14 protein-coding genes and 1 pseudogene are annotated in these 15,534 nt (G+C 71.4%); 8 read left to right on the top strand and 7 right to left on the bottom strand.

The window, feature by feature from the left end; genetic code table 11:
* Positions 1 to 2: 2 nt before the first annotated feature.
* Together ACRRSS_RS24925 and ACRRSS_RS24920 are read right to left on the bottom strand one after the other, a co-directional pair.
* A complete protein-coding gene (locus tag ACRRSS_RS24925; protein WP_435973343.1) occupies positions 3 to 803 on the bottom strand; it encodes a TIGR04222 domain-containing membrane protein in 801 nt (266 codons plus the stop codon).
* A 113-nt stretch (positions 804 to 916) separates the two neighbouring features.
* A pseudogene (locus tag ACRRSS_RS24920) lies at positions 917 to 1,345 on the bottom strand (hypothetical protein); the annotation flags it as partial.
* 1,092 nt (positions 1,346 to 2,437) lie between these two features.
* Between ACRRSS_RS24920 and gcl the strand changes: the two are divergent.
* Positions 2,438 to 4,216, top strand: a complete 1,779-nt coding sequence (gcl, locus tag ACRRSS_RS24915) for a glyoxylate carboligase (protein ID WP_435975420.1) — start codon at positions 2,438 to 2,440, stop codon at positions 4,214 to 4,216.
* Positions 4,217 to 4,346: 130 nt separating this feature from the next.
* Here the strand turns inward: gcl and ACRRSS_RS24910 are convergent, their stop codons facing one another.
* A complete protein-coding gene (locus ACRRSS_RS24910) occupies positions 4,347 to 5,333 on the bottom strand; it encodes an ArsR family transcriptional regulator (protein WP_435973342.1) in 987 nt (328 codons plus the stop codon).
* Positions 5,334 to 5,406: 73 nt separating this feature from the next.
* Between ACRRSS_RS24910 and ACRRSS_RS24905 the strand changes: the two genes are divergently transcribed.
* Entirely contained in the window at positions 5,407 to 6,660 is a 1,254-nt protein-coding gene (locus tag ACRRSS_RS24905; RefSeq protein WP_435973341.1) for an MFS transporter, read from the top strand.
* Here the strand turns inward: ACRRSS_RS24905 and ACRRSS_RS24900 are convergent.
* The 4 genes from ACRRSS_RS24900 to ACRRSS_RS24885 form a co-directional block, all read right to left on the bottom strand.
* On the bottom strand, positions 6,654 to 7,319 hold the full coding sequence (locus ACRRSS_RS24900) for an HNH endonuclease (protein WP_435975419.1): 666 nt from the start codon (positions 7,317 to 7,319) through the stop codon (positions 6,654 to 6,656). The two genes, ACRRSS_RS24905 and ACRRSS_RS24900, sit on opposite strands and share 7 nt — an antisense overlap.
* A gap of 511 nt (positions 7,320 to 7,830) precedes the next feature.
* Positions 7,831 to 9,285 (bottom strand): catalase, encoded by a 1,455-nt coding sequence (locus ACRRSS_RS24895; RefSeq protein WP_435973340.1) that lies wholly within the window; start codon positions 9,283 to 9,285, stop codon positions 7,831 to 7,833.
* 187 nt (positions 9,286 to 9,472) lie between these two features.
* The gene (locus tag ACRRSS_RS24890; protein ID WP_435973339.1) at positions 9,473 to 10,387 is read right to left on the bottom strand and encodes a 2-hydroxy-3-oxopropionate reductase; all 915 of its coding nucleotides are present in this window, start codon (positions 10,385 to 10,387) and stop codon (positions 9,473 to 9,475) included.
* Between the two features lie 44 nt (positions 10,388 to 10,431).
* A complete protein-coding gene (locus ACRRSS_RS24885) occupies positions 10,432 to 11,283 on the bottom strand; it encodes a TIM barrel protein (protein ID WP_435973338.1) in 852 nt (283 codons plus the stop codon).
* Positions 11,284 to 11,423: 140 nt separating this feature from the next.
* Here ACRRSS_RS24885 and ACRRSS_RS24880 point away from each other — a divergent pair, with 140 nt between their 5' ends.
* The 6 genes from ACRRSS_RS24880 to ACRRSS_RS24855 all read left to right on the top strand — a co-directional run bounded on the left by ACRRSS_RS24880 (position 11,424) and on the right by ACRRSS_RS24855 (position 15,531).
* Positions 11,424 to 11,675, top strand: coding sequence for a hypothetical protein (locus tag ACRRSS_RS24880; protein ID WP_078627122.1), 252 nt, complete (start codon positions 11,424 to 11,426; stop codon positions 11,673 to 11,675).
* 44 nt (positions 11,676 to 11,719) lie between these two features.
* Positions 11,720 to 12,058: a helix-turn-helix domain-containing protein gene (locus ACRRSS_RS24875; RefSeq protein ID WP_435975418.1), complete on the top strand. Its 339-nt coding sequence runs from the start codon at positions 11,720 to 11,722 to the stop codon at positions 12,056 to 12,058.
* Positions 12,059 to 12,213: 155 nt separating this feature from the next.
* A complete protein-coding gene (gene uraD, locus ACRRSS_RS24870; protein WP_435973337.1) occupies positions 12,214 to 12,738 on the top strand; it encodes a 2-oxo-4-hydroxy-4-carboxy-5-ureidoimidazoline decarboxylase in 525 nt (174 codons plus the stop codon).
* Positions 12,735 to 13,124, top strand: coding sequence for a hydroxyisourate hydrolase (gene uraH, locus ACRRSS_RS24865; RefSeq protein ID WP_030323849.1), 390 nt, complete (start codon positions 12,735 to 12,737; stop codon positions 13,122 to 13,124). Before uraD ends, uraH begins: the two co-directional genes overlap by 4 nt.
* A gap of 5 nt (positions 13,125 to 13,129) precedes the next feature.
* Complete coding sequence (gene pucL, locus ACRRSS_RS24860; RefSeq protein WP_435973336.1) at positions 13,130 to 14,053, top strand: factor-independent urate hydroxylase; 924 nt, start codon at positions 13,130 to 13,132, stop codon at positions 14,051 to 14,053.
* A 71-nt stretch (positions 14,054 to 14,124) separates the two neighbouring features.
* Complete coding sequence (locus ACRRSS_RS24855) at positions 14,125 to 15,531, top strand: nucleobase:cation symporter-2 family protein (RefSeq protein ID WP_435973335.1); 1,407 nt, start codon at positions 14,125 to 14,127, stop codon at positions 15,529 to 15,531.
* Positions 15,532 to 15,534 lie beyond the last annotated feature (3 nt).

Genomic DNA, 15,534 nt, shown 5'->3' with positions numbered 1-15,534 from the left:
CCTCACCCCGCGCCGCCGCCCGTACCCGCACCCCGCTCCCAGGGAGGCCGGTTCCGGTCCTCGCCCCCGGGCCGGGCGAGCAAGCCGCCCTCCTGTGAGAAACGGGGCAGAAACAGGGCGAGCGCCGGATCGCCGTACAGCGCCACGTACAGCTGGACCAGCCGCCCGTCCGTCACCTCGCGCCGGTGCGCCGGCAACGGGTGCCGCTCCCGCAGCGTGGCGAGCAGCCGCCGCGCCGCCCGGGTCGCCGGCGGCAGCCGCAGCAGCACCGTCGCCACGAGCACCGGCAGCGCCCCCACCGCCAGCGTCCCGGCCAGCCCCGGGCCGGACGCCCCCGTCGCGTACGCCCCCACCGCCACCGTCAGCGGTACGCACCCCAGCAGCGCCCGCGCCGCCCACCACCGCGCGGGCGGCCGCAGCAGTCCCGCCCCGCGCAGCTCACCGCGCAGGGCGTCGACCGCCCGCCGCGCCTCGGGGCGCAGCGCGAGATCTCTCAGCGCGAAGGCCCGGTGGAGCGCTCCATGGACCCCCAGCTGTACGGGGTCCCGGGTGCGGCCCGGCCCGCCGTTGGCCCGAATCGTATGTTTGCGGCCCGCCGCGACCGCCCCGTGCTGGTGCAACGCGACCAGCGCCACGGTGACGGCCGCCCGCCGCCCGCCCCGCAGCAGCGCCAGGGCCTGCGGCGGCGGCACCTCGTCCGGGCGCTCCGTTCCGCTGTCCCGGCTGCGGGTTCGCAACAGCACGGCGGCCAACAGCAGTTGCCCGCAGGCCACTCCGATGAACCACCACATCCCCGTCGACATGACACCCACCCCCGAGGGTGTTGTGCCCGGGGGAGCGTGATCGTCACGCGTGAATGGCCGGTTTCGGATGCCGAGGTCTTGTGGGGGCTCTCGCGGGGGTACGCCTCCGGGCCTCAGGCGCCGCCCGAGGCCAGATCGTCGGCGGCGTCGTTGACCGGCTGCGGGGTTCCGGTCAGGTCGAGCACGAAGAGCGGGAGGCCGATCTCGGCGGCCCGGGAGCGGGCTTCCGGGGTGTAGCCGGCGAGCGAGAAGAACACGCTCACGCCCGAGGCGCTCAGCCCGTTGAGCCACAGGCACTCGACGGCCCGCAGCGCGGTGGGCCGGGTGCTCGGGTCCACCTGCGCGACGAGCCCCGGCCCCCGCAGGTCCACCCCGGACGCGGGGCGTTCCTCGGGCTGGACGACGTCCCGGAACCCCAGCCAGCGCAGGTATCCGGCCGCCGCCGCGACCGCGTCCCGCGCGGTCCGGATCGTCAGGGGCCGGAAGGCGCCACGCACCTGCCCCGGGCGCGGCGCGGTGGGCGGCAGCGGGATGTGCGCGGGATACCGCTCGGCGAAGGTACGGGGCGCCCCCGGGAAGGGCGGCGCGCCCGGTCCCGTGCGGAGCGCGTCGGAGTCACGGCCGTCCGCGGGGGCGCCGCCTGCCCGAGGGCTTCCCGCTTCGGGCTCGGACGTACGGCCTTCGTGTGCGGACGTACGGTCGTCGGGTTCGGACGTACGGCCTTCGGGTACGGACGTGTGGTCTTCGCGGCCCTTCGTGAGGCCCGTCCCGAACCACCCCGAGCCGGGCTCGACCCGTCGGCGCGGTGCGGCGGCGCCGGATCCGACCGCCTCCGCTCCGTCCGCGCCGGGCCCGCCCGCATCCGTTCCGGATCGTGAACCGTCCGCTTCCGGCCAGGGGCCACCGCCTCCACCCGCTCCGGGCGCGGTGAGTCCCGCGCCGGGAACTCCGGTCCCCGCTCCGGGCGCGGTGAGTCCGGCTCCGGGAGCGGCGAGCCCCGGCCCGAGGGGGCCACCCCCGTCGCCGATGTCCGCACGGTCCGTCCCCGGGACGCCGGCCACCGAGGTCCCCGAGTCCGTGGAGTCCACGGAATCCGCCGAGTCCACGGAGTCCACGGAGTCCACGGAGTCCACCGGTTGTACCGGTACCCGCAGGACCGTCCCGCACGAGCAGCCCAGTTCCGGGTGGGGCCAGTCGTTCTCCCGGCCGCAGGCACCGCAGCGGACGGTGACCCATGCGTCGGTCCAGTTCCGGTGCGTGATGGGTGCCGCCGTCGCGCCCGCCGCCAACGGTGGCGCCACGGGGCTCCCGCACACGCAGGGGAAGACGGGTGCCGCGTACGCCTGCGTGCTCAGGCATTCCGGGCAGCGCACCGGTACCGACTCGCCCACAACGAACCCCCTGTCGTCCGGTCCCATCGTCCACCCATCGGCCGTCCCGGGGGGAGGTGTTCGGCCACTTCCCCGATCCCGTGGAGCGGACTTCTCTTGACGGCTCTCCGGAGCCCGACCTACATTGCTTCCGTATAGCAGAACAGTATTTCCGCATTACGGAAACAAGCCCCTCGGGCTCGGTGAGCCGACCCGGTGGCCTTGGATCCGCCCGGCCGAAGCAGGAGCACTCCCATGCCTCGTATGACCGCCGCCGCAGCGGCCGTTGAGATCCTCAAGCGCGAAGGCGTCACCCAGGCGTTCGGCGTCCCCGGCGCGGCGATCAACCCCTTCTACCGCGAGCTCAAGAACGTCGGCGGCGTCAACCACACCCTGGCCCGCCACGTCGAGGGCGCGTCCCACATGGCCGAGGGCTACACCCGGGCCAAGGCCGGCAACATCGGTGTCTGCATCGGTACGTCCGGCCCGGCCGGCACCGACATGATCACCGGCCTGTACTCGGCGATCGCCGACTCGATCCCGATCCTCTGCATCACGGGTCAGGCCCCGGTCTCGAAGCTCCACAAGGAGGACTTCCAGGCCGTCGACATCGCCTCGATCGCCAAGCCGGTCACCAAGGCCGCGACGACCGTCCTGGAGGCCGCTCAGGTCCCCGGCGTCTTCCAGCAGGCCTTCCACCTGATGCGCTCCGGCCGTCCCGGCCCGGTCCTCATCGACCTCCCGATCGACGTCCAGCTGACCGAGATCGAGTTCGACCCGGAGACGTACGAGCCGCTGCCGGTCTACAAGCCGCAGGCCAGCCGCGCCCAGGCCGTGAAGGCGCTGAGCTTCCTCCTGGAGTCCGAGCGCCCGCTGATCATCGCCGGCGGCGGCATCATCAACGCCGACGCCACCGACCTCCTCGTCGAGTTCGCCGAGCTGACCAACATCCCGGTCATCTCCACCCTCATGGGCTGGGGCACGATCCCCGACGACCACGAGCTCGCCGCCGGCATGGTCGGCGTCCAGACCGCGCACCGCTACGGCAACGCGACCTTCCTGGAGTCGGACTTCGTCCTCGGTGTCGGCAACCGCTGGGCCAACCGCCACACCGGCTACAACATGGAGGCCTACACCAAGGGCCGGAAGTTCGTCCACGTCGACGTCGAGCCCACCCAGATCGGCAAGATCTTCGCCCCGGACTACGGCATCGCCTCCGATGCCAAGGCCGCGCTGGAGCTCTTCGTCGAGATCGCCAAGGAGTGGAAGGCCGCGGGCGAGCTCCCGGACTTCTCCGCCTGGGCCGCGTCCGCGCAGGAGCGCAAGGCGACGCTGCAGCGCCGCACGAACTTCGACAACATCCCGATCAAGCCCCAGCGTGTCTACGAGGAGATGAACAAGGCCTTCGGCCCGGAGACCCGCTACGTCACCACCATCGGTCTCTCCCAGATCGCGGCCGCGCAGTTCCTGCACGTCTACAAGCCTCGCCACTGGATCAACTGCGGCCAGGCCGGCCCGCTCGGCTGGACCATCCCGGCCGCGATCGGTGCCGCCACCGCCGACCCGGAGACCCCGGTCGTCGCGCTCTCCGGCGACTACGACTTCCAGTTCATGATCGAGGAGCTGGCGGTCGCCGCGCAGCACAAGGTCCCCTACGTCCACGTCCTCGTGAACAACGCCTACCTGGGCCTGATCCGCCAGGCGCAGGGCGGTCTGGGCATCAACTTCGAGGTCAACCTCGAGTTCGAGAACATCAACACCCCGGAGATCGGCGTCTACGGCGTCGACCACGTCAAGGTCGCCGAGGGCCTGGGCGTCCAGGCGATCCGCGTCACCGACCCGGAGAAGCTGGGCGAGGCCCTGGAGCAGGCCAAGAAGCTGGCCGTCGAGCACCAGGTCCCGGTCGTCGTCGAGGCCATCCTGGAGCGCATCACCAACATCGCGATGAGCAAGACGGTCGACATGAGCGACGTCACCGAGTTCGAGGAGCTCGCGACGGAGCCCGGCCACGCGCCGACCGCGATCAAGGCCCTCCAGGTCTGATCCCGGAGCCGCGACACGGCCCCCGTCCCGAGGAGCACCGGGACGGGGGCCGCCCCCACGCCCACCTCCGGCACGAGTCACCCCACGTCCGGCACGCCCACCTCTCGCACGAGTCACCCCACGCCCGGCCTCAGGCGCCGCTCGTTCCCACCTGGGCCCGGACGAGCACCGCGCCCGCCTCCGTCCACTCGTACAGGACGGACCGGCCCGCCCGTCCCCGCCGTACGAGCCCGGCGTCGAGCAGCACCCTCAGATGGCGCCCCACCGATCCGAGCCCCTGCCCGGTCAGCGCCACCAACTGGCTGGTGGACTTCGGCGATTCGAGCCGTACGAGGACACCGGCGCGGGCCCCGCCGAGCAGGGCGCCGAGCGCCTCAGGTACGAGCGGGCCCGCCCCGCCCGTGAGGGCGCCGGAGCACGCGTACACGATCGCGTACCGTTCGGAGCCCTCCCAGGAGACCCACCCCTGGTCCGGCGTCACCGGGACGAAGAGCAGCCGGCCGCCGTCGAGCCGTCTCGGCGGATAGGCGCGCGGGTTGACCTGCAGCCGCCCGTCGCCCAGCCAGCGCATCTTCCCCGGGGAGAGCTCGTCGAGCGCCGCCACCCAGCCGTCCCGGGCCAGCCGCGCGGTCCGCGCCACCACATCGGCCTCCAGGACCCGGCGGCGGCGCGGCCAGTCGGGCAGCACCGTCTCGCGCCAGACCCACTCCAGGACTCCCGCCATCCGGTGCGGAAGATCCCTCGCCGAACGCAGCGGCTCCGGTACGGGGCCGCCGACCGCCACCTCCAACTGCGGTACTGCTTCGGCGGGTTCGGCGTCCCGGACGGCGGCGACCTCCTCCTCGAAGGACCGCCCGCTCTCGCCCGTCGGCGTCGGCGTCAGGAAGTCCGCGTTCCAGGTGGGCCCGAGGGCCGCCCGGACGAGCAGCGCGTCGAGCGGCTCGGCGGTCAGACGCTCCCGGTACGCGGGCAGATGCGCCGCCAGCCAGGCCCGCTCGCCCGGGTGGGCGCCGACGGCCAGGTCCAGGGTCTTCAGGGCCGCCACCGTCTCGGCGAGCGGTGAGACGACGAACCGGCTCCCGGCGAGGGAGTCCGTACCGATCTGCCACCAGCCCATGGAACCCGCCTCGTCCTTTCGCCCCCACGCGAAACAATACCGACGCGGACGGGCCGCCCGGAGACTCTCCGGCATGCCCCGCTACCGCGCGCTCTTCCGTACCCCCGAGTTCACGCCGCTCTTCCTGACCGGTGCCGCCCACAACGCCGCCCAGACCATCGCCGGGCTCGGCCTCGCCACCCTCGTGTTCCGCGAGACCGGCTCCCCGCTCCTCTCCGCCCTCGCGCTCTTCGGCCCCTCCCTCGCCCAACTGGTCGGCGCGACCACCCTCCTCTCGGCCGCCGACCGGCTCCCGCCGCGCGCCACGATCGCCGGGCTCGCCCTCTTCTTCGCCCTGGGAACCGCGGTCCTGGCGATCCCGACCCTGCCGACCTGGGCGGTCTTCGCGGTCCTCCTCGCCGAGGGCCTCGCGGCCTCGCTCGGCGGCGGTGTGCGCTACGGGCTCCTCAACGAGATCCTGCCCCGGGAGAAGTACCTCATCGGCCGCTCCGTGACGAACATGGCCGTCGGCATCTGCCAGATCGGCGGCTTCGTGACCGGCGGCGTCCTGATCGCCCTGCTCGCGCCGCGCGGCGCGGTGCTCGTCGGCGCGGGGCTCTACCTGGCCGCCGCGCTCCTCGCCCGCCTCGGCCTCACGGGGCGCCCGCCGCGCGCCACCGGGCGCGCCTCGGTCGCCGAGACCTGGCGCACCAACCGGCGACTGCTGTCCTCGCCCGCGCGCCGACGGTGCTACCTCGCCCTCTGGGTGCCCAACGGGCTGATCGTGGGCTGCGAGTCGCTCTTCGTCCCGTACGACCCCGAGCGCGCCGGGCTCCTCTTCGCCTGCGGAGCGCTCGGGATGCTGGTCGGGGACGTCACCGTCGGCCGTTTCGTACCGGCCCGGCTGCGCGGCCGGCTCCGGTTCCCGCTCCAGGCGCTGCTCGCGGCCCCGTTCCTGCTGTTCGTCCTGGACCCGGCGCCGCCGCTCGCGTTCCTCGTGGTGACGGTCTCGGCGGTCGGGTACGGGGCGAGCCTCCTGCACCAGGAGCGCCTGATGGCCCTGGTGCCGGAGGCGTCGAGCGGTCACGCCCTCGGTCTGCACAGCTCGGGGATGCTCGCCCTGCAGGGGGTGAGCGCGACGCTCGCCGGCACCCTCGCTCAGTTCACGTCACCGCGGACGGGGATGGTGCTGCTCGCGCTCGCCTCGCTCACCGTCACGTTCCTGCTGGCGCGGGCCGACCGCGGGGCCGCGGCAGGGAAGGCCCCCGAGACCGGTCCCGAGTCCGACGGCGCGGCCGACCCGGGGGCCGGCCGCGCCGGGCCGCCGCTCGGCGCGCCCGCTCAGTGAGGTGACGTCGACCGGATCACGACCGTGTCCTCACAGGGGCCGTCGGCGAACAGCTTGAGCGTCTCGACCTCGTCCTTGTCGGCGGAGAGGTCCCAGCGCAGCTTGGTGCCCACCCAGTCGCCGAGGTACCGGCAGTACCGGGCGGCGTCCGTGGGCACCCAGGCGGCCGGGTCCCGCCCCGCCCGGTCCCGCTGGCTGCGGGCGGTGACGGCGACGAGGGTGGCGGCCGCGCCCTGGTCGTTGGCGAAACGCTCGCGCCGGTCGGCGGTCCAGTCGGAGGCCCCCGACTCCCAGGCCTCCGCGAGCGGGACGAGGTGGTCGACGCGGAGCGTGGCCGGGTCGGAGACGCTCTGGCCGTCGTAGGGCGAGGTCCACCGGCCCCCGGTCAGCGCGCAGCCCGCACCGGTCGTGGGCGCCTCGACGGCCTCGGTGAGCAGGACCTCGGAGCGGGTGTCGCAGCCGTCGGCCGGGTCGAGGCCCGCGTTCCAGTGGGGGAAGGCACTCACCTGGAAGCCGGCCGGTTCCTCGGCCGCCTCGGTGAGCTCGGCGAGCGCGTCGGGCAGGAGGACGACGTTCGCGGAGAGGGCGGGGGAGGGGACGGCCAGCGGGGACAGGACGAGTGCGAGCGGGGCGAGCCCGCGCATCAGGTTCTTGATCATCACGTACGAGTGGATAGCGCCGGTCGCGGGGAGCGGGGGCCCGAATCGCGGTGCACTCCTCCGAGCGGGTGCCGATCTTCACCGCAGAAACGATGCGCTGCGGAGCCGTACACCGGGGAACAGGAAGAGCGCGGAACCAGGGACCGTAAACCTGGTTCCGCGCTCTCCGGCCTTGTGACCGCCCGACGGCACGAGGCTGGCGCGACAGGACGTTCGCACCGCCGGGCGGAGTCTTGGGGTTCTGAGGGTTCCTCGTAAGGGTTCTCCCAGTAAGGGGTCCCCTCGGGAAGGGCGTTGGGACCGCGGCGGTGCCGACGGGCGGATCAGCTGTCCTCTTCTTTCAGGTCAAGAAGGGGGACCGACGCCCTTACCACCGCACTGGCTCGGCGCCGCCGCGGTCCTCACGCTTGTCCGGTTCGCCGGCCACCCCTCATCCGGGTCGGCGATCCGGACCACGCACGGCACTGACCTCCCGTCAGGTGCCGTACGCAGTCTGGGTGCTGCGGGCGGATCAGTCGCGCAGGGCGTTGACCGCGTCCGCCACGCGCTTGCCGTACTCCGCGTCGGCGGCGGCGAAGTGCGCGAGATTCCTGTCGATGACGTCCTCGCGGGACACCTGGGAGAGGCTGCCGGCGATGTTGGCGATCAGGCGCTTCTTCTCGTCCTCGGACATCAGGCGGTAGAGCTCGCCGGCCTGGAAGAAGTCGTCGTCCTTGGTGTGCTGCGGCGCCTCGTGGGTGCCGGTCCAGCCGTGGATCGCGAGCGGGGCGGAGAGCGCCGCGTCGGTCTGGGCCGGGCCCTGGTACGAGTTGGGCTCGTAGTTCTTGTCGTGGCGCGAGCCCTGACGGGTGGCCATGAGGCCGTCGCGGCCGTAGTTCTCCGCCACGGTCGCCTTGGGCGCGTTGACCGCGAGCTGGGTGTGGTTGACGCCGAGGCGGTAGCGGTGGGCGTCCGCGTAGGCGAAGAGGCGGCCCTGGAGCATCTTGTCCGGCGAGGGGCCGATGCCCGGGACGAAGTTGTTCGGGGAGAACGCGGCCTGCTCGACCTCGGCGAAGACGTTGTCCGGGTTGCGGTCGAGGACCAGGCGGCCCACGCGCTGCAGCGGGTAGTCGCCGTGCGGCCACACCTTGGTGAGGTCGAACGGGTTGAAGCGGTACTCGGCGGCCTCGGCGGCCGGCATCACCTGGACGTACAGGGTCCAGGAGGGGTTCACGCCGCGCTCGATCGCCTGGAGCAGGTCGGTCTGGTGCGAGTTGGCGTCCTTGCCGACGAGCTCGGCGGCCTGGTCGGCGGAGAGGCAGCGGATGCCCTGGTTCGTCTTGAAGTGGTACTTGACGAAGAAGGCCTCGCCCGTCTCGTTGGTCCACTGGTAGGTGTGGGAGCCGAAGCCGTTCATGTGACGGTACGAGGCCGGGATGCCGCGGTCGCCGAACAGCCAGGTGATCTGGTGGGTGGCCTCGGGGGCGTGCGCCCAGAAGTCCCAGACGTTGTCCGGCTCCTGCCTGCCCGTGAAGGGGTCGCGCTTCTGCGAGTGGATGAAGTCGGGGAACTTGATCGGGTCCTTGATGAAGAACACCGGGGTGTTGTTGCCGACGAGGTCGTAGTTGCCCTCTTCGGTGTAGAACTTCAGCGCGAAGCCGCGCGGGTCGCGGACCGCGTCCGCGCCGCCGAGCGAGTCGGCCACGGTGGAGAAGCGGACGAACGTCTCGGTCCGCTTGCCGACCTCGCCGAGGAAGTTCGCGCTGGTGTAGCCGGTGACGTCGTCGGTCACCTCGAAGTAGCCGTACGCGCCGGAACCGCGGGCGTGCACCACGCGCTCCGGGATCCGCTCACGGTTGAAGCGCGCGAGCTTCTCCAGCAGGTGCTGGTCCTGGAGGAGGAGAGGGCCACCGACGCCGGCGGTGGCGGAGTTCTGGTTGTCGGCGACGGGGGCGCCGGACTCGGTCGTAAGCACGCGCTTCGACATCGTGACCTTCCGTACGGGAGCTCTGCTGACGGTCCGTGGAGCGTAAATTCGGCCCGAACATAACGTCAACAGTTTGTTGAAAAGGAAGTGTGGTGTTCCGGTCGGCGGCGGCGCCTGGGCGCGACAGGACAGTTGTCAGCGCCGCCGCCGACCGGAAATCTGGGGCCCCGGGAAGAGGGGCGACGGGTCAGACCTGCTGGCCGGAGAGGCGCTCGACGGCGCGCAGCAGGGCCGAGTGGTCCAGGCCGCCGTCACCCTGGGCGCGCAGCGAGGCGACCAGCTGGGCGACGACCGCGCCGACCGGGAGGGCCGCACCGACGTTGCGGGCGGCGTCGGTGACGATGCCCATGTCCTTGTGGTGCAGGTCGATCCGGAAGCCGGGCTTGAAGTCCCGGTTCAGGAAGTTGTCCTTCTTGCGCGTCAGCACGGTCGAGCCGGCCAGGCCGCCGTTGAGGACGTCGAGGGCGGCCTGGAGGTCCACACCGGACTTCTCCAGGAAGACGACGGCCTCGGCGCAGGCCTGGATGTTGACCGCGACGATCAGCTGGTTGGCCGCCTTCACCGTCTGGCCGGAGCCGTGCGGGCCGCACAGGACGATGGTCTTGCCGAGGGTCTCCAGGATCGGGAGGGCCTCGTCGAAGTCGGCCTTCTCGCCGCCGACCATGATGGAGAGCACGGCCTCGATGGCGCCGGCCTCGCCGCCGGAGACCGGGGCGTCGATGACGCGGATGCCCTTGGCGGCGGCGTTCTTGGCGAGGTCGACCGAGGTCTGCGGGGTGATCGACGACATGTCGACGATCAGCGCGCCCTGCCGGGCGTTCTCCAGGATGCCGTCGGGGCCGTAGGCGATGGCCTCGACCTGCGGGGAGGCGGGCACCATCGTGATGACGACGTCGGCGTCCTTGACGGCCTCCGCGATCGACGCGGCGGCCGTGCCGCCGGCCGCGGTGAGGCGGTCCAGCTTGTCCTGCTCCAGCGTGAAGCCGGTGACGGAGTAGCCCGCCTTGATCAGGTTCTCGGACATGGGGGAGCCCATGATGCCGAGGCCGATCCAAGCGATCGCCGGGCGGGCGGGCTGGGAGGAATCAGCGAGGTTGCTCATGAGGGTGCCTCTCAAAACAAGGTGGTACGGGGAGAAGTCGCTGGTCAGTGGGCCGGACGGGCCTCGGCCGGGAGCCACTCGAAGGACGCGGCGGCGTCGGCGGCCTTGTACTCCAGGCCGACCCAGCCCTCGTAACCGGCCTTCTTCAGCTCGTCGAGGAGCTGTTCGAGCGGCAGGTCGCCGGTGCCCGGCGCGCCACGGCCCGGGTTGTCCGCGATCTGCACGTGGCCGGTCTTCGACGCGTACTCGGCGATGACCTGGCCGACGTCCTCGCCGTTCATCGACAGGTGGTAGATGTCGAGGAGGAACTTGGCGTTGCCGAGTCCGGTCGCCGCGTTGACCTTGTCGATGACCTCGATCGCGGAGGGGGCGCTCACCAGCGGGTAGAGCGGCGACTCCGGCTTGTTGAGGGTCTCGACGAGGAGGATCGCGCCGATCCGGTCGGCCGCGCGGGCGGCCAGGACCAGGTTCTCCAGGGCGAGGGTGTCCTGGATCTGCGGGTCGACGCCCTCGACACGGTTGCCGTAGAGCGCGTTGAGCGCCTTGCAGCCGACCGAGGCGGCGAAGTCGGCGGCCACCTCGATGTTGGCGCGGAAGCGGTCCGACTCGTCCCCGGGCACGGAGAGGGCTCCGCGGTCCGGGCCGGGCAGCTGCCCGGCGTAGAAGTTCAGGCCCACCAGCTGGGTGCCGGCGTCCTCAAGGGCTTTCCTGAGGGCGTCGAGCTCGCTCTGCTCGGGGGTGGCGGTGTCGATCCAGGGCCACCACAGCTCGACCGCGGTGAAGCCCGCCGCGGCGGCGGCCGCGGGGCGCTCCAGGAGCGGGAGTTCCGTGAAGAGGATCGACAGGTTCACATCGAAGCGCTGGTCCGTGCCTGCGCCTACTGGGAAGCGGGCCATGAGGGGCGGCGCTCCTTCCGTATCGCGGAAGTAAGTTTCTGTCTGACGGAATGTTGCAAGGTTCCCGACACACTTGTCAAGAGGTCCCCGCAGGTCCGGGGCTCCCGCGCGCCGGAGCGGGGCCGTAGCGTGGGGCCATGGTGCGTTTGAGAGTGGAGTTCACGACCGAGCCGTTCGACCTCGACGAGGCGCCGGCGCACGCGGTCGTGGCCCGTGAGGTCATCCAGTCGGCCGAGCTGGACGCGGTCGACGTCGGCCCCTTCGGCAACACGGCGGAAGGCGGCGCCGACGAGGTGCTCACCGCGGTCGACGCGCTGCTGCGCAGATCGCTCGCGGCCGGCGCCACCCGCGTCTCGCTCCAGGTCAATGTCATCGGGGAGGGCGAGAAGTGACCGAGCACCCCTTGATCGCGGCGGTGAAGCCCCTGGTCGACGCCATGGGCGCCGAGCTGCTCGTCCCCGCGCAGGCGGAGGGTGACGACGTGGTCCTGTCCTGGGAGGGGGAGGATGTGCTCGCCGTGCGCCTGCCCCAGCTGTCCGAATCCCTCGACCACATCCTCGCGGCGATGGAGCGGCGGCACGGGATGCCACTGGCCGAGCTCGACCGCAGGGCCAAGCAGGAGGTCGTCCGGCTCCTGGAGGCACGCGGCGCCTTCTCGGTCCGCCATGGAGTGGAGACGGTGGCGGGGGCACTGGGTGTCAGCCGCTTCACCGTGTACAACTACCTGAACAGGGAGACCGCCCTGAGCAGGGAAAAGGCCGCCAAGAGCGAGTAGTTGATCATGTATGGCCGCAAGCCGTCGTTCGCATGTCGGGACGACGGCTTTTGCGTGACCGAGTTTTCAACAAAGTGTTGACGTTGTGTTGCGGAGGGCGTTAGCTATCCGCAGCCCGTCCGACGCACAGCGAAAAACAGCCACGGAGGCTTCCCGTGACTTCAGGTACGACACCGGGTCTCACCCGGTTCAACACCTCGGCGGACAGCGAGGCCGTCGCCGCGCTCCACGAGGTGTGTTCCAGTTCGGCGTGGGGGAGCAGGATCCTCGCCCAGCGCCCGTACACCACCGCCGAAGCTCTCTTCCTCGCCAGTGACGCCGCCATGGCCGAACTGACCGCCGAGGACCTTGCCGAGGCGATGGCGGGGCACCCGCCGATCGGTCGTCCGAAGGCCGGGGACCCGACCTCCTCCCGCGAACAGAGCGGGATGGCCGGCGCCTCCGCGGAGCTCAAGGCCGAGATGCTCGAACTCAACCTGGGCTACCAGGACACGTTCGGACACGTCTTCCTCATCTGCGCCACCGGCCTGACCGGCGAGCAGATGCGCGACGCGCTCCGGCAGCGGATCGGCAACTCGCCCGAGGAGGAGCGGGAGATCGTCCGCACCGAACTGGGCAGGATCAACCGCATCCGGCTGACCCGTCTCGTAGAGACCTCCGAGGAAGGGAGCTCCGCATGAGCACCGACACCACGGCCTCGGTGTCCACCCACATCCTGGACACCAGCATCGGCCGCCCCGCCGAGGGCGTCGCCATCACGCTCGCGGCCCGCAGCGGCTTCGACGCGGAGTGGGTCGCGCTCGGCGGTTCCGCCACCGACGCGGACGGACGCTGCAAGGACCTGCCGGCGCTGCCGGAGGGCACCACCCACGTCCGTCTCGACTTCGAGGTCGAGACGTACTTCTCCAAGAAGCAAGCCGAGGCGCAGCAGGACGCCCCCCGCGTAAGGGACAGCGGTGCGTTCTTCCCCGAGGTGGCGATCACGTTCGCCGTCACCCCGGGCGAGCACTACCACGTACCGCTGCTGCTCAACCCGTTCGGCTACTCCGTATACCGAGGGAGCTAGCAGACATGCCCACGATTCTCGGCCAGAACCAGTACGGCAAAGCAGAGAACCGCGTCGTCAAGATCACGCGGGACGGCGACACCCACCACATCAAGGACCTGAACGTCTCCGTCGCCCTCTCCGGCGACCTCGACGACGTCCACCTCACCGGCTCCAACGCCCACTGCCTCCCCACCGACACGACGAAGAACACCGTCTTCGCGTTCGCCAAGGAGTACGGCATCGAGTCCGCCGAGCAGTTCGGCATCCACCTCGCCCGCCACTTCGTGACGAGCCAGGAGCCGATCAAGCGGGCGCGCATCCGGATCGAGGAGTACTCCTGGGAGCGCATCGCCTCCTCCGACGCCAACTCCAAGTTCATCGGCGCCGAGGAGGTCAACCACTCCTTCGCCCGCAAGGGCCAGGAGACCCGCGTCACCCAGGTCGCCTACGACGGTGAGACGTGGGAGGTCATCTCCGGCCTCAAGGACCTGGTCGTCATGAACTCCACCAACTCGGAGTTCTGGGGCTACATCAAGGACCAGTACACGACGCTCCAGGAGGCGTACGACCGCATCCTGGCCACGCAGGTGTCCGCCCGCTGGCGGTTCAACTGGACCGACGACGACCAGCGCATGCCCCACTGGGAGCGGTCGTACGAGCAGACCAGGAAGCACATGCTCGAGGCCTTCTCGGAGACGTACTCGTACTCCCTCCAGCAGACGCTGTACCAGATGGCCACGCGCATCATCAACCACCGCTCGGAGATCGACGAAGTCCGCTTCTCGCTCCCGAACAAGCACCACTTCCTGGTCGACCTCGAACCCTTCGGCCTGAAGAACGACAACGAGGTCTACTACGCCGCCGACCGCATGTACGGCCTCATCGAGGCCACCGTCCTCCGCGACGGCGCCACGGCGCAGATCCCGGTCGACATGACCAACCTCTAAGCGGAGTCTGAGTGACCGGCCCCCGCCCGCCCGCAGTCGGGCGGGGGCCGCGCCAGACCGGAGGGATTCCCATGGCACAGCCCGCAAAGGGGCCGGCGCACGCCGAAGGCCCGTGTTCCACCCCGCCGGACACCACCCACGCGGTCCATCCGGTGGACGAGAAGCTCCCCGCCTCGCGGCTCGTCCCCGCGGCGCTCCAGCACATCGCCGCCATGTACGCCGGCGTCGTCACCCCTCCGCTCATCATCGGCCAGGCCGTGGGCCTGGACACCGCCGGGATGACCCGGCTCATCGCCGCCGGCCTGCTCATCGCCGGCTGTGCGACCATCCTGCAGACGCTCGGCGCCGGACGCTTCGCCGGCAACCGGCTCCCGTTCGTCAACGCCGCCTCCTCCGCCGGAATCGCCCCGATTCTCGCCATCGCCGAGACCAGCGCCCCCGGCCACCAACTCCCCGCCATCTACGGCGCGGTGATGGTCGCCGGAGTCTTCTGCCTCGCCGTCGGCCCCTTCTTCGGCAGGCTCCTTCGCTTCTTCCCGCCGCTCGTCACCGGCGTCGTGATCACCCTCATCGGGGTCACCCTGATGCCCGTGCCCGTCGGCTGGGCCCAGGGCGGCGACAGGACCGCCGCCGACTTCGGCGCCATGAAGTACCTGGCACTCGCCGGCTTCACCCTCGTCGTCATCCTGCTCTTCCAGCGCTTCGGCAAGGGCTTCCTCAAGCAGGTCGCCCTGCTCCTCGGCCTCTTCATCGGCACCCTCGCCGCGATCCCCTTCGGGATGGCCGACTTCGCCGCCCTGCGCGAGGCGCCCGTCGCGGCCCTGCCGACCCCCTTCTCCTTCGGCGCCCCCGAGTTCCAGCCCGCCGCGATCCTCTCCCTCTGCATCGTGATGCTGGTCCTCATGACCGAGTCCAGCGCCGGCATGCTCGCCCTCGGCGAGATCTGCGACCGGCGCAGCGACGGCCGGACCATCACCCGCGGGCTGCGCACCGACGGCGTCGCCACCCTGCTCGGACCCGTCTTCGGCGGCTTCCCGACCTCGGCCTTCGCCCAGAACGTCGGCGTCGTCTCGCTGACCCGGGTGCGCTCCCGCTACGTGGTCGCCGTCGCCGGCGGCGCCCTGCTCGTCCTCGGAGCCTTCCCCGTCCTCGGCGCGGTCGTCTCCATGGTCCCGATGCCCGTCCTCGGCGGCGCCGGCATCGTCCTCTTCGGCTCGATCGCCGTCAGCGGCATCCGTACCCTGTCGGAAGCCGGGCTCGACGACAGCTCCAACATCATCCTGGTGGCCGTCGCGCTCGGAGCGGGCATCATCCCGCTCGCCGCGCCCACCTTCTACGCCGGGTTCCCCGCCTGGACTCAGACCGTGCTCGGCTCCGGCATCAGCGCGGGCGCGCTCGTGGCCGTCCTGCTCAACCTGTTCTTCCACCACCTCGGCACCCGGAGCCGTCAGACGGCTCCGGCACTCAAATCCTCCTAGGGT

Source organism: Streptomyces sp. Qhu_M48 (assembly GCF_051305195.1).
Lineage (GTDB): Bacteria > Actinomycetota > Actinomycetes > Streptomycetales > Streptomycetaceae > Streptomyces.
Note: the sequence above shows the minus strand (reverse complement) of the source record. Positions and strands in the feature narration are given on the sequence as shown.

Bases quoted from the DNA above. Each gene is read 5' to 3' on its own strand.
- ACRRSS_RS24910 (WP_435973342.1), bottom strand. From the start codon at position 5,333: ATGGGCTGGTGGCAGATCGGTACGGACTCCCTCGCCGGGAGCCGGTTC.
- gcl (WP_435975420.1), top strand. From the start codon at position 2,438: ATGACCGCCGCCGCAGCGGCCGTTGAGATCCTCAAGCGCGAAGGCGTC.
- ACRRSS_RS24925 (WP_435973343.1), bottom strand. From the start codon at position 803: ATGTCGACGGGGATGTGGTGGTTCATCGGAGTGGCCTGCGGGCAACTG.
- pucL (WP_435973336.1), top strand. From the start codon at position 13,130: ATGCCCACGATTCTCGGCCAGAACCAGTACGGCAAAGCAGAGAACCGC.
- ACRRSS_RS24895 (WP_435973340.1), bottom strand. From the start codon at position 9,285: ATGTCGAAGCGCGTGCTTACGACCGAGTCCGGCGCCCCCGTCGCCGAC.
- ACRRSS_RS24890 (WP_435973339.1), bottom strand. From the start codon at position 10,387: ATGAGCAACCTCGCTGATTCCTCCCAGCCCGCCCGCCCGGCGATCGCT.
- uraH (WP_030323849.1), top strand. From the start codon at position 12,735: ATGAGCACCGACACCACGGCCTCGGTGTCCACCCACATCCTGGACACC.
- ACRRSS_RS24875 (WP_435975418.1), top strand. From the start codon at position 11,720: ATGGGCGCCGAGCTGCTCGTCCCCGCGCAGGCGGAGGGTGACGACGTG.
- ACRRSS_RS24900 (WP_435975419.1), bottom strand. From the start codon at position 7,319: ATGATCAAGAACCTGATGCGCGGGCTCGCCCCGCTCGCACTCGTCCTG.
- ACRRSS_RS24905 (WP_435973341.1), top strand. From the start codon at position 5,407: ATGCCCCGCTACCGCGCGCTCTTCCGTACCCCCGAGTTCACGCCGCTC.
- ACRRSS_RS24885 (WP_435973338.1), bottom strand. From the start codon at position 11,283: ATGGCCCGCTTCCCAGTAGGCGCAGGCACGGACCAGCGCTTCGATGTG.
- ACRRSS_RS24855 (WP_435973335.1), top strand. From the start codon at position 14,125: ATGGCACAGCCCGCAAAGGGGCCGGCGCACGCCGAAGGCCCGTGTTCC.